The sequence below is a fragment of the Brevibacillus jepli genome, assembly GCF_047229145.1.
In the GTDB taxonomy this organism is placed as follows: Bacteria; Bacillota; Bacilli; order Brevibacillales; family Brevibacillaceae; genus Brevibacillus.
In genome coordinates this window covers 59,304-72,203 of sequence record NZ_JBFEFW010000016.1, presented here as the reverse complement: position 1 = coordinate 72,203, position 12,900 = coordinate 59,304, and the positions used below count along the sequence as shown (strand labels likewise).

Here is a 12,900-nt window from a genome sequence, read left to right as displayed (position 1 = left end):
AATTAAGGAGAACAATGCAAACGTATGTTGTTTTTTGCCAGTTAGTTTTCTATATTTTTCATAAGATAGAGGTCAGGAGAGGATAATGGATGATCAAGTTGAAGGATATCGGGAGGTTCGAAGAGCTGCCAGAAATCGCGATGCATATTTACCAAGGAGATATTCCGGCTTTGCAAGATGCTATTGCAGCCGGCTGGGATATAGAAGAGGGCATCATGCTTAGCAAATATACGACAATAAGCCCGTTGGATCTGGCAATTGTATCGGAGAAGCTGGAGGTTATAAAGCTGCTGGTAGAGCACGGCGTCAATTTGAATGTCAAAAATAATCCAGCTTTTTTGCTGGCCGTACGCTATTGCAAGGAAAATATCGTTCGTTATGTGGTAGCGCAAGGAGCCAAGCTGGACATGCTTAACAACGTTCGGTCTGGCGCATATTCGCAGGCATACTATGGCAATAAAAAAAATATCCCGCTCATTCATGAGCTCGGTTTGGATGTGAAGCTGCATGGCGGGGATGTACTGCGAAAGGCAGTGTCAGATCACGACCTGAAGACCACCGCTTATTTACTCGATCATGGGGCGGATATTAATTACAATAAACCGGATATGGTCTACCCTTATCAAGCGACCCCATTAACAGTGGCTACGCGTATGGGGCATGTCGCTATGGTCAAGTATTTGATTGAGCGTGGTGCGAACGTTTCGCTAGCGGAAAAGGGCGGCGAGCGGCCGTATACCATTGCCGTCAGCAATAAGGATGCCGTGCTGGCTGAGTATTTGAAATCGCTGGAACCTGCCGAGATGCATGATGTGGAGAACAGGAAGTACGAGCTGCAAAAATATAAATTGACCGAAGAGTTGATCAGCTTTCTTACCGGAGAAGAGCTGCGTCTTGAGCTGGCGGAAAATGAATATGCTATCGGGTACATCGACTTTTTCACATTGACCGATACGATAGAGATGAAGGTCGGTCGGCAGAAGCTGCTGCGTCTGTCAGCCGAAATCGACAATTACTCCCATCTGCATCTTGTATGGAATCCGAAGAAAAAGGGTGTCATCGGCTGCTATGATGAGGAGCATCAGGAGTATGCGGATTTGTGCGGCTTTGCGGAATTACTCGTGCAGCTGGAAGTGTATCTGATCAAGTTTATGGAAGGCGAATTGTAAATGGAGAACCAATTAACAGCAATCGGATAAGCCAGATGGCATTAACCGATTGCTGTTATTGACGAGGCTGTGTGGATCAGCAAACTGAAGCTACCGCTTGTTCCCCGGGTTCCGTTGCATGAGTTACTTCCGGGGCACTACGGGACTGGTTGTTACCTCCGCGGGAGCCGGAGCGGGTATAAGGACCAAACTAGGAGAGTTGCTATTTGTGGCAGCTACGGGACTGGCCGTTATCTCTGCGGGAGCTGGAGCGGGTATAAGGACCGAACCAGAAGAGCTGCTATTTGAGGCAGATGCGGGACTGACCGTGTTCTGTTCGGGAGCCGGTACGATTTCTAAAGAAGGCGAGGCTTCGGGACTTGAAGTATTGCGTTCCTCAGAAGCGGGTTCCAAAGCGGTCTCACTCTGATTCTCTTCCTGTTCCGCCACATTCCCGGATGCTGTAATGGACCTTGGTGGTTCGGGCGTTGCGGTATCCGCTTTTGTTGGGCTTAGCTTTAACATCACGCCTGTACCTATCGTAGCCAAAGCGATGACCATCAAAAGCGAAATGCCCCATTTCTTGCTTCGAGTATCCATAATGGAAATCACCCTTTTCTTCAAGTCTAGTTTGCTGTCGGAGAAGCTTGTGGAGAATACGCTTTGTCCCCGTGATTGCTTCTTGATAAGGCCAATAATGGCCTCTACATACTGCTGGCGATTGCTCATATCGGAATGCTTGATGACTTCCTCGTCACAAGAGAGCTCGCATTGAAGCGCGATTTCCCGGGCCATTCGGTAAACAAATGGATTAAACCAATGCAGGGCGGTGGCCACAAATACAAGTGTTTTGTAGCCCAAATCTCCGCGTTTCAAGTGAATCAGCTCATGCGTAAGGATGAACAGAAGCTCATTGGGCGGGATATTTTCAGACGGAAGCAAGATGACAGGACGGACAAATCCGACCAGCATCGGGCTGGGAATACCCGGATAAACCCGCAAATCCACCTGCCGGGTTATGTTCATGTTCGCTTGAACATCCTGCAACAGACGCAGTGCTTGTTGGTCCGAGCATTCCACGCTCCAGCGTTTCACCATGTGTAACAAACGTCTGTGCCGGATGGCATGGTAAGTGAAGAACACGACAGCTCCGGTAATCCAGAATCCTCCAGCCAGTACATACCATGGCAATGCCGCCGCAGTTGCTGTTGCAGGAGAAATCACCTGGTCAAGGGAGGTGTGGCCGACATTCTCCAGCACAGGGAGCAGCATTTCCAAGGAAACAACAGATGTGGGGAGCTGGAAGCGAAACGGAATAATCAGACCGATGACAATTACCAGCCATGCATAGTAGCGCCCCTTGGCCGTAAAACGGTTCTGCAAGAAGGGTGTAGCAGCCATATAGAGGAATCCGATTACCGACATGGCGATTGAGCATTCCAGCAATGCTATCAGAAAGGTCTGCATCGGTTATTCCCTCTGTTCCTTCGCCCATTTCAGCAAGTCGTCCAGTTCTTTTTCGCTTGGCTGTTTGCCGTTGTACAGTGTGTTGACGAAGCTCAAAAAAGAATTCTCATGATATTGCTTCATAAAATGCTCCGTTTCCAAAGCAAGGTACTCCTCTTTTCCTACCAACGGAAAGTAAGTACGTTCTTTTCCATCCTTCTCTGTATGCAAAAAGCCTCGTTCCACCAAACGCAGCATAAGGGAAATCACTGTAGGTGCTTTCCATTGGCGTTCTTTTCCCAATTGCTCCATCACCGTTGCAGTCGTAATGGGTGGCTCGTTTGCCCAGACTACCCTCATGATTTCAAATTCGGCATCAGGTAGCTTCTTTCCATTTTTCATGAACCGCACTCCTTTTTTGACAATTGTCTTATTTATATTTTACAATTGCCAAAAATCAGATGTCAACCTATTTTGGGCAATTGACTAAAATGAAAATCTATTGGTCATTTCAGTAAGCGCTTGTGACCTTTTCTCCAGTTGTCTCGACTTTTCAATGAGAAAAATTACTGGAATTGAGGGTGGAGGGAATTACATGAAAAGAATGAATTCTATCCTGGCTTTGTTGATTGCAGCGCCCCTGTTATGTAGTACAACGGTTTGGGCAAAAGATAAAAATGAGGTCAAACTCCCTACACGAGTGAATGAAACGTATGAAGAAGTCTTGGTATCGGTTCCGCAATTAAAACAGTACAACCTGACGTCCGTTGAACGGGAAGACGATCGTTTTGAGCTGATTTTGCAGGGGAAAGAAAAAGGGCAGTATCGTTCTGCCGCGATCAAAATCGATGAAAAGTCAGGTGAGTTGGTCTTATTCACGCATATTTCCACGGTAGAGGAATCACGTAAAGAACCATCCGATGAACTCGCCAAAAAACAGGCCACCAAGATTTTGAAAGAGATATGGGATGAGCAGTTTCACCGATACCATTTTACTGCTGTCGAGCCTGCCGAAATATCCTTTTATTATGAGAATGAAAAGGGAGAGGAAGTAGACGTAGAGCGGAAGGCGAAGCGAGTCGTGTTTTCTTCTGAGCATGGCAATGAGTCTATTCTTTCTGTCGTGGTGGAAGCTAGCGGAGAAATCTACCGTGTAGAAGAACAAGAAGTTTTCAATGCAGCCAAGCTAGATGAGAAAGTGAAACAGACGGCCCAACGGTTATTCGAGGCGGTTCCTGAAATGACAGAAGAAACCTATGAAATCGGCAGGGACGATAATCGCAACGTGAAATGGTTTAAGGGCCCGGTGACAAGTATACATCGAGATGTCATCCGTTATATCTCGGAAAGTGGAAACAGATCCATTCATATTAACAATCGAACAGGGGAATTGAACTACTTTCACCTTTTTCAGAAGAGAGAACCATCCAGTCACCCTATTAGCAAAGAAGTAGCAAAAGAAAAGGCGGCGCAGTTCATTCAGCAGGTGATGCAAGATAGTGGCAAATATACATTCGTTGGGTCTGCCAAATGGTTGCTTGGCGATGGGGATATCGAGACCGAAGTCGGGTTTGTTACACCGTTGCCCGAATACAATCAGTATGTCAAGTATCTTGAAATCTCTGTCGATCAAAATGGAAACATAGTAGGTGTTTCGACGGGTGTGCACGAAGCCGCTTATGATTTCAAAAAGTACTATGAGGAAAAGGAGAAGGAACTAGAAGAAGGAGGAGCTGAGTAGATTGAACAGCTCCTGGATATTGCATCTTACGCTATAAAAGAATCACATAACGAACTCGCTGCTACGGTGGCTCCAAGATATTCCAAAGATAAGCACTACCTTCACTCCAAAGATATAGTGGAAATCGATTTAGTATACGACGAGCCTTTGACGATTTCACTGGGCTAGTTTTCGTTTTTCTTTTAAAAAAATTGCGACCTTTTCTCTCATTGTTACGACTAATCAATTGTAGGAATAAATTTCCTGAAAATATATATGGAGGGAATCATATGCAAAAATTAAAAACGACTTTAGCTATGCTGGTTGCAGCGACTATGCTGTCCAGCACGCCGGTTTGGGCAAAAGATGTGGAGGATTCCAAACTCCCGAATCATGTAAAAGAAACGTATGAAGAGGTGCTGGATTCAGTGCCGCAATTAAAAGAATACGAGCAATTAGCAATAAAAAACAAAGAAAGCAAGTATCTCATTGGTCTGGAGAAAAAAGGGGGTAATAGCTATCCAAACGCATGGATAGAAATCGATAAGGAGAACGGAGAATTGATTAGCTTTGTGCATACTGCCAATGTAGAGCGATCAACGAATGCCCCATCAGACGAATTGGCGAAAGAGAAAGCATCTGCCTTTTTAGAAGAACTACTGGATGATAAATTTGATAGGCTGGAAATCAAGGCTGTGCTTGAGAGAGAAATTACTGTTGAATATGAGGATGCAGAGGGGAAAGACAGCGAAGTGAATCGGAATATGAAGCTCGTCTTGTTCCGTTCTACATTTATTAGAGATATGGCTTATTCGGTAGTGGTTGACACTAATGGGGAAATCTACAGCTTCACTGATGAAATGAATATCGATTTAGACGAAGAAGATGTGAATCCAAAAGTGCAGCAAGGTGTCAAACGATTGTTAGAGGTAGTTCCTAGACTGAAAGAAGAGAAATATGAAATAAAGAGAAATGACAGAACGAGCTTAAAAGAGTATAAGAGCCCGAAGTCGAGCTTATTTCGAGATGAGATTCGATACGCATCGGAAAATTTTACCTTTACGATTAGCAACATCACTGGGGAACTCCTCCATTTGAGTATCGGAGGCGAAAGAGAAAAGTCTAATAATCCCATTGCGAAAGAAGTTGCAAAGGTAAAGGCGGCTCAGTTTATTCAGCAAATGATGAAAGATAGTGAGAACTACGATTTTATTGGAATTGCACAAACGATTAGTAATAATGAAGACGACACAACAGTTGGTTTTAAAACTCCATTAGTCGAGGACAATGATTATGTGAAGCATCTCCGAGTTTATGTAGATGATAATGGAAACATAGCAGGTGTTAGGACTGAGGTAGAAGAATCTACCTTTGATTTCGAAGAATTCTATTATTTATTGGAGACGGAAATAGTAGAAGAGTGAAAATGATGAAATAACACGATAAACGTAAGACGTGTATGGGAATCCTGCATCGAATTGGAGGATCAGCCCAGGCACGTCTTTTTTGCTGTCTGATGTGCCGTGAAAGCACGAATGGAAAGACCGACATTTGGTTTTTGGTGAAGCTAATGGTTATTTGGATAATAATCTAGAATATAGTGATTTGGGGGTTTTTTATAAAAACTTGTGACGATTTCGCTCATTTTTACGACAAATACAATTAAGGGTGCATGTAGATCAACGAAGAGTAATAGAGACAATGAATGTCGATGTGGTAAAAGCCTCTTTTGATTTTGAAGAATACTATAAAGAAGTAGAGAAAGGCTATATTTTGACCTTGCCTCAATTATTTGGAAGTTTTTCTCATTTATTTTGCGACCTTTTGCCAAATGATATCGACTTATTGTTGTAGGAAAAATTTTGCGAATAATGATGTGGAGGGTTTCCCATGAAAAGAGTAAGTTCTACCTTAGCTGTGCTGATCGCAGCCACCTTGATGTCGAGCACGCCGGTTTGGGCCAAAGACAAGGATGTTCAATTGCCTGATCGTGTGAAAAAGACATATGAAGAAGTGCTGGAGCAGGTGCCTGAATTAAAAAAGTATGAAAATGCTGACGTAAATGACCAGGGAGGAAGATATACGATCAACCTGGCAAAATCGAACAGAGGGGATCATCCTTCCGCGTTCATCGAAATTGACAAGAAGACGGGAGATATCGTTTCTTTTAAGCACACTTCCTATCTGGAGCACTCAACGAATCCGCCTTCTGATGATTTGGCAAAAGATAAAGCAACAGATTTCCTGCAAGAAATATTGGATGATCAGTTTGAATCATACAAATTGGATGGCGTCAAAGAGGTGGAAATCTTCATTAGCAATGAGGATGAAGAAGGAAACGAAGCCGATGTTGAACGTAATGCCAAAAGGGTATTGTTTACGACCAACAATGACGAAGCCGTTAATTTTGCTGTAGTGGTAGACACGGATGGTGTCATCTATAGCGTAGAACCCGTTTTAACGGAAGCCAAGTTGGATAAGAAAGTACAGGAAAGTGTCGAGCAGTTATATGAGGTAGTTCCTGAACTGGAAGGACTGTCATATGAAATAGAAAGAAAGGACTATAAGGGCAGCGAGAAGCATGAGAGACCAGAGAATAGCTTATTCAGGGATGAGGTCACGTTTCGTTCGGAAGGAGCGATCTTTAGGATCGACAATATCACAGGGGATCTGAACCATCTAGACCTGCATGATAAAGAGGTAAAATCCAATAATCCCATTAGCAAAGAGGTGGCAAAGGTAAAAGCGGGTCAGTTTGTTCAGCAGGTTTTCGAGGATAGTGAGAAGTATAAATTCGTGGGACTTGGAACACCGTATTCTGAAAAGAATGATACGGGAACAATCGTTGGATTTACCACACCTTTAAAAGGTCATTCTGGGTATCTCAAGTTTCTTAAAGTTGTTGTCGCGCAAAATGGAGAAATCTACGCGGTTAACGTGGAAGCAGTAGAAGAAGACGACTACAATTTTGAAGAACATTTCAAGAACATAGAAAAGCCTTGGAATGAAGAAAATAAATAGATACAAGAGTGGCCTCCGATGATGATTCGGGGGCCTTTCTTTCTTGTTCCGAAAGACAAAATGCTGCGACCTTTCATGAACAAAGCCTCCGATCATTCGGAGGCTTTCTCATATATTGCGGTTTGTTTCCTACCATTTCACTCTTTTACCTGATCCCGCATCAATCCCGGTTCGAGCAGTCTCTTTTTTAATAATCGTATAAACCAATTGTGGAGTTGGAGTAGCACCTGGTTGCTCGGTGCTGTTGGCGTACACCAGCTCAAGCGGATCATCTTCCAATAAACGCCCGATTGCGGTTTCGCGTGGGATAACAGTATCGGGATCGGGTAAGGAAGCCGTGTTAGTCGTCAAATCTCCATTCATAGCAATCACTTGTTGCGTTTCAAGGTCAATCGAAATCTCAAAGAAACGATCGATAATAGCAATGTTATGGTGCATAGCATAGAACTGGATGGTAATTTTCTGGGAGCCCATGTGGATATCCTTGACACGTAATTGCTGAATGCTTTCATCCAAAAACTTCTCTAAGAAGAGAGCAGCCGATTGAATATACGCTTCGGTAGGCAATGGCTTCTGAACGGATGGCTTCTTATCGTCCTTTTCTCTGTCCATATACAAATAGCTGATGACCTGCCCTGTCTTAGCATTCACTTCCAGTGAAACACTTTGTTCATTATCGCGAGAATTCCATCTATAATCTTTACTATTTTGAGGTTCATTGGTGCTAGGCTTGAATGACTCTCTCCAAAGGGTCATTTCATCTAGGGTTACACCTAACTCCTTGGAGAGCAAAGCAGCAGCCTCCATTTCATTTCGTACACTTCGATTTCCTTGTGGAGTAACGGAAATAATTTGCTTATGCCCTTCCTTTCTAACGGTTCCGTCAACGGCATTGATGTTCCCGAATAAGCGTGGTACATAGAGTAGCTTCGACTGTTTTCTTACATAGACGAGTTCCACGGATTCCGCAAAGATTTGTTTGGCCTGTTCCAACGGAATGGCTTTAGCCGGGTCAGGAAACAGCTGCGTATTTAGTTGTTTATTGCTACTTAGAGCCAAAGACTGACTTTTCTCCCCCTGCACATGTATGAGATAGCCGCTATCCAGGTAAGGAATCCCGTTTACCATTTTGGTGAAGTAATATTGCCCCGTTTTCTCATTGGAGAGAGAGGGATGAACCTGATATTCACTGGCCTTTTCTCCCGCGATTTTTTGAAAATGGGCCCATGCCGGAGCTGGGATATCAGGCGGGTTTACTGGCCGATTTACAGGTGGGATGACGGTGACTGGTGGTCTCATTTGGCTTTCTCCAGTTGGAGGTGGAGTCTGCCTGTTCTCTTCAGTCTGGGTTTTATTAACTGGCTCGGTCCGTGCTTTGTTTGTGTTTGGTGGAGTCGTCTTGGCCGGGAGATTCGTTTTTTGTGGCGTAGGTTCTGTCGTCTTTTCTTGATTGGGTTTAGTGGGCGTCTGGTTTTTGGGCTGCTCGACGACCTCGGTCGGTGGAAGAGAAACCGTTAGTGGTTTTTCAACACCCACGTCATGCATATTCGCAAGTCCAATGACCAAAAAAGCAGCCGCTGCGACTCCACCTGCTTTGGAAAGCACCAGTAATTTTTGTTGTTGCTTTAATTTTCGTGCTCTTGTTTGCAAATCGTTTTGCAGATACGTTACGAAATCTTCCCGGGGCTTTTCAGAAAGGGACATCTCTTTTAGTTGGTCGAGAAGCTCTTTTTCACTATCATTTAAAGTTTTCAGTTTGCAACCCTCCCGGATAGTAATGGGGCTTGAGCTTCTGCTGTAAGATCTGCAATCCGCGGCTATAATCAGTTTTTACCTTGGATTCTGTACATCCGAGGATTTCTGCCGTCTCTTTGGTGCTGAATTCCTTGATTCCACGCAAATAAACTGCCAGGCGGTACGCAGGCTTTAACTTTCTGATCGCACTCATCAATTCATGCTGCGTTTCTTTTCTCTCCCAAGAGGTCTCTGGAATGTCATCTTTGGAATGAAGCCTTTTTAGCCACTCGCTCGGTAGCAGCTCGTACATTTTTCTGCGGCGGTACGCATCAATCGCTGTATATTTGGCAATCGAAAAGATCCACGTCTTCATCTCAGAGCGCCCATCGTAGGTGGGGAGAGCTTTTAACAGACGAATAAATACTTCCTGTGTCAGATCCTCAGCTTCGGTGTGGTTTCCAGTAAAGTAGAGAAGGAACTGATAAATATCCAAATGATACTGCTTATGGATGGACAATATCTGTTGCTCTATATCATGCAAAAAAGCTCCTCCTAAACCACGAAATATAATGCTCATCTATTAGTCGTAAGAAACTGGAAAAAGGTCGCGGGATTTTTGAGAAAAAAAAGAGACCGTTCAAAATTAAACGGTCACTCCTTGTACTTCACTCACTAAGGCATGCGTATTCTCTTCTGTGTCTTTGAAGAAGGTCATCCATGTTTCCGTTTGCCCCATTTTGGCTACGAGATGTGGCTGATCGATAAAAGTAACGTCTTTATTCTTTAATGCTTCAAAAGCGGATTGAATGTCTTCCACCTGAAAGTAAACGACGGAGCTGGCGTGAGCAAATTGCTCCTTTTCAGGAAGGCTCAGCATGAGGCGAAGTCCGTTACAGTCAAAAAACGCCATGTTGCTGGTTTGAAACAAAAGAGGAAGCCCGAGCTGCTCTTTATAAAAATGGATGGCTTTTTCCAGGTTTTTGACAGGTATGCCGATTTGCCCTACTTTTTGGATCAGATTCGTTTGCATGGATAGTAGCTCCCCTCTGTTATCATGTCTTCCTCATCATAAACAAGCCCACGGATTATTTCTTATCCAAAATCACTTTTTTTCTGTATTGTAGAGGAGAGATGCCTACATGCTGCTTAAACATTTTGCTAAAGGAAACGGGATTATGGAAGCCAAGCTCAAAGGTGATGTCCGTCATACTGAAGTCCGGCTTGGTTAAAAGCTGTTTTGCTTTTTGTATCCGATATTCCGAAATATGCTGGTGAGGTGTTTTGCCATACACTTGGGCGTATGCGCGTAGCAAGTGGTTGGGAGATAGACAAGCAATCTGCGCGATCTTATCCAGCTTTATGGGTTGATCGTAAAATGCGCGTATATAATCATGGGCGATACTGACTCTTCTATATAATTCTTCGCGTGTAGACTGTCGGAGCGCATGCAAAGAGTCGATTTCTTTCCTAATATCCAAATGGCCGAGCAATATGGTTTGCATGATCTTGTGAAATTGTTCTTCATAACCGAGCGAGCCCTGCTCTAGTATGGTGAAGCTCTCTTTCAAAGTCGTTATCTGAGAAGCGAGTGTGTTGCTCGTATGGTAGGTTTTTTCAAAGAAACCGACAGAAGCTGCTTCCTTAAAAGGATCACTAAGAAGTCGATCCATTGATTCCACAAGCGTGCTTACAATCTCTTCAGCAAAACCATGCTTGAAAAAGAGACAAAACGATTCTACTTCCTCCGATTCATCGATGGAAATAGTATACTCCCCTTCGTTTAGCAGCAAATACCTGCTTTCTTCCACAGCAAAAAAGCCTTTATTCGTCTTATAATGAGCCCTTCCGTTGCTGAAGGTTTTAATGGAAAGCTGCCCATCCCCTTCCCAGTAAAATTGCTTGCTTTTTGCGTGTAGCACATAGTTGTTGGAAGGTTTGCCGGTCATTTCAAAATAGCCTGCAAGGTCTTATCAATATGGGCAAAGCGGAACTGGTACCCTTCACTCTCAAGCCTTTCTGGTATGACCCAACGACTCTTCAGCACCAACTCTGTTTCCGTTCCGATCATAATCGCTCCCATTTCCAGCATCCACTTGGGAGATGGCAGGCCGAAGCTTCGATTCATTACGTTGCGAAAATGCTGCATGAACTCACGATTTGTAATCGGGTAAGGAGAAGAACAATTGAATACGCCGCTTAAATCTGTTCTCTCCTTCAAGAAGAGAATGATCTGGTAGATATCCTCGACATGAATCCAGCTAAAGCGCTGATTTCCCGACCCTTGAACGCCGCCAAGCCCAAAGCGGACGAGGTTTTTGTAAGGCTCGATCACACCGCCATTTTCGCCCAGCACGATCGCCATACGTAAGGCTACTTGTCTGGTATGCGGCAAATCAAAGGAAAAGAAGGCTGTCTCCCACTCTTTGGCGACATCTACGGAGAAGCCTGTTCCGATCTCCCCTCTTGCTTCTGTCATGGGACGATCCTCGGCATGTCTGTAAATTGTGGCCGTACTGGAATTGATCCATAGTGGTGGCGGGTTTTTGCAGGCCAATATGGCTTTGCCGAGTATGTGGGTGGTCTCTGTCCGCGACCGCAGGATTTCTTGCTTGTTCTTCTCATGATATCGACAATTGACGGATTTGCCCGCCAGATTGATGAGCAGCTCGGAATCTTCCAAAGCTTCCACGATCTTTGCGTGATTGTCCCACGCTATATGAGGGGAAGTTCTTGCAATGATGCTTACTTCGTAGCCAAGTTGATTGAATTTGTCTGCCAGATACTTGCCAATAAAGCCAGTGCCGCCGGCCAGGATGACTTTCTTTTTCATAAGATCAACTCGCTTTCTTCGGTGTTGAATTTCTTACAATAATTGTAACATAAACCGTCATCCTAGCGATTTTTTTGATAGACCATACAAAACACATGTACCTGATCCATTTTTGTTGTCTCTCGTAACGTAAACCCGAGTTTTTGATACAAAGCTACATTCTCTTCGTTTTCCGTATCAAGTGCGATTCCTTGCGATTCTGGGTCATCCTTTATCGATTGAAACAGGTGCTGCATCAGGATTTTGCCGATTCCCTTGCCTTGAGCCTCTGGTTTTACGCCAATCATAATAAGGTAGTGATGCTTCCAAGGAGGAGCGGCGGTGTCATGTTTGGGTCTTCAGATAATTACTACATGACAATCACCTCCTAAATTATTTGGGTAATTCCTTTGCGTTAAGCTTCTTTGATTCGAGATAAAATGCACTCGATTAAAAATCGTACTCTGCATCTTTTTGCTCCCGAATCCGCGTATAGGCTTCGACTAGCAGTAACGTATCCTCAACCAGTCGCTCCAGACGGAAGTGAATATCATCATTGATGATTTCTTTGCGGTTGAAGTCCTTCTCTTCGATAAAGACATAAGTGGGAACAATGTGTGCCTTCATATAAGACAGGATCGGCTTCAACTGTTGTTCTGCCATGAGATAGTGCTTGGAGGTTCCTGCCGTAACCAATACGCTGACCACTTTATCGCGGAAGGCGTTGACGGGCAACAGGTCAAATATGTTCTTCAATGTGGCTGGGATGGATGCTTGGAACGTCGGGGTTCCGATGATAAGTGCATCTGCTCCCATGATGGTTTCGGTCACGAACTTGGTATCGCCTTCGTAATCCGTGTAATTCCGACCGTCACTGAAGACGAGATTGTACTCCGCCAGGTCAAGCAGCGTAATTTCTGCATCCGGGTATTTTTCCTGTGCTTTTTTGAGTGTCAAATCCATGACTGTTCTTGTTTTCGAGCCTACGTTAGATCCTGCAATTCCGACGATTTTCATAG

General features: G+C 44.2%; 13 protein-coding genes and 1 pseudogene. 5 read left to right on the top strand and 9 right to left on the bottom strand.

Annotated features, from left to right (window positions below; all coding sequences use genetic code 11):
• Positions 1-89: 89 nt before the first annotated feature.
• Positions 90-1,169: an ankyrin repeat domain-containing protein gene (locus AB1L17_RS18280; protein WP_412846380.1), complete on the top strand. Its 1,080-nt coding sequence runs from the start codon at positions 90-92 to the stop codon at positions 1,167-1,169.
• A gap of 123 nt (positions 1,170-1,292) precedes the next feature.
• On the opposite strand, the gene AB1L17_RS18275 is transcribed toward AB1L17_RS18280, so the two are convergent.
• Together AB1L17_RS18275 and AB1L17_RS18270 are read right to left on the bottom strand one after the other, a co-directional pair.
• Entirely contained in the window at positions 1,293-2,615 is a 1,323-nt protein-coding gene (locus AB1L17_RS18275) for a M56 family metallopeptidase (protein WP_412846379.1), read from the bottom strand.
• A 3-nt stretch (positions 2,616-2,618) separates the two neighbouring features.
• Positions 2,619-2,996, bottom strand: a complete 378-nt coding sequence (locus tag AB1L17_RS18270) for a BlaI/MecI/CopY family transcriptional regulator (protein WP_412846378.1) — start codon at positions 2,994-2,996, stop codon at positions 2,619-2,621.
• 193 nt (positions 2,997-3,189) lie between these two features.
• On the opposite strand from AB1L17_RS18270, the gene AB1L17_RS18265 reads away from it, so the two are divergent.
• The 4 genes from AB1L17_RS18265 (at position 3,190) to AB1L17_RS18250 (ending at position 7,335) form a co-directional block, all read left to right on the top strand.
• Positions 3,190-4,335: a YcdB/YcdC domain-containing protein gene (locus AB1L17_RS18265; protein ID WP_412846377.1), complete on the top strand. Its 1,146-nt coding sequence runs from the start codon at positions 3,190-3,192 to the stop codon at positions 4,333-4,335.
• A 269-nt stretch (positions 4,336-4,604) separates the two neighbouring features.
• Positions 4,605-5,738, top strand: a complete 1,134-nt coding sequence (locus tag AB1L17_RS18260) for a YcdB/YcdC domain-containing protein (protein ID WP_412846376.1) — start codon at positions 4,605-4,607, stop codon at positions 5,736-5,738.
• A 277-nt stretch (positions 5,739-6,015) separates the two neighbouring features.
• Positions 6,016-6,168 (top strand): hypothetical protein, encoded by a 153-nt coding sequence (locus tag AB1L17_RS18255; RefSeq protein WP_412846375.1) that lies wholly within the window; start codon positions 6,016-6,018, stop codon positions 6,166-6,168.
• A gap of 36 nt (positions 6,169-6,204) precedes the next feature.
• Positions 6,205-7,335 (top strand): YcdB/YcdC domain-containing protein, encoded by a 1,131-nt coding sequence (locus tag AB1L17_RS18250; RefSeq protein ID WP_412846374.1) that lies wholly within the window; start codon positions 6,205-6,207, stop codon positions 7,333-7,335.
• A gap of 129 nt (positions 7,336-7,464) precedes the next feature.
• On the opposite strand, the gene AB1L17_RS18245 is transcribed toward AB1L17_RS18250, so the two are convergent.
• The 7 genes and pseudogenes from AB1L17_RS18245 to AB1L17_RS18215 all read right to left on the bottom strand — a co-directional run bounded on the left by AB1L17_RS18245 (position 7,465) and on the right by AB1L17_RS18215 (position 12,898).
• On the bottom strand, positions 7,465-9,039 hold the full coding sequence (locus AB1L17_RS18245; protein ID WP_412846373.1) for a YcdB/YcdC domain-containing protein: 1,575 nt from the start codon (positions 9,037-9,039) through the stop codon (positions 7,465-7,467).
• A gap of 34 nt (positions 9,040-9,073) precedes the next feature.
• Positions 9,074-9,613: an RNA polymerase sigma factor gene (locus AB1L17_RS18240; protein WP_412846372.1), complete on the bottom strand. Its 540-nt coding sequence runs from the start codon at positions 9,611-9,613 to the stop codon at positions 9,074-9,076.
• A gap of 102 nt (positions 9,614-9,715) precedes the next feature.
• The gene (locus tag AB1L17_RS18235) at positions 9,716-10,102 is read right to left on the bottom strand and encodes a VOC family protein (RefSeq protein WP_412846371.1); all 387 of its coding nucleotides are present in this window, start codon (positions 10,100-10,102) and stop codon (positions 9,716-9,718) included.
• A gap of 55 nt (positions 10,103-10,157) precedes the next feature.
• The gene (locus AB1L17_RS18230) at positions 10,158-11,018 is read right to left on the bottom strand and encodes a helix-turn-helix domain-containing protein (RefSeq protein ID WP_412846370.1); all 861 of its coding nucleotides are present in this window, start codon (positions 11,016-11,018) and stop codon (positions 10,158-10,160) included.
• The gene (locus AB1L17_RS18225; RefSeq protein ID WP_412846369.1) at positions 11,015-11,902 is read right to left on the bottom strand and encodes a TIGR01777 family oxidoreductase; all 888 of its coding nucleotides are present in this window, start codon (positions 11,900-11,902) and stop codon (positions 11,015-11,017) included. The genes AB1L17_RS18230 and AB1L17_RS18225 overlap by 4 nt, the downstream gene beginning before the upstream one ends.
• Before the next feature lie 62 nt (positions 11,903-11,964).
• Positions 11,965-12,195 (bottom strand): annotated as a pseudogene (locus tag AB1L17_RS18220) (GNAT family N-acetyltransferase); the annotation flags it as partial.
• Between the two features lie 136 nt (positions 12,196-12,331).
• Positions 12,332-12,898 carry an NADPH-dependent FMN reductase gene (locus AB1L17_RS18215; protein ID WP_412846368.1) on the bottom strand — a complete coding sequence of 189 codons (567 nt, stop codon included), beginning with the start codon at positions 12,896-12,898 and terminating at the stop codon, positions 12,332-12,334.
• Between the last annotated feature and the right edge of the window lie 2 nt (positions 12,899-12,900).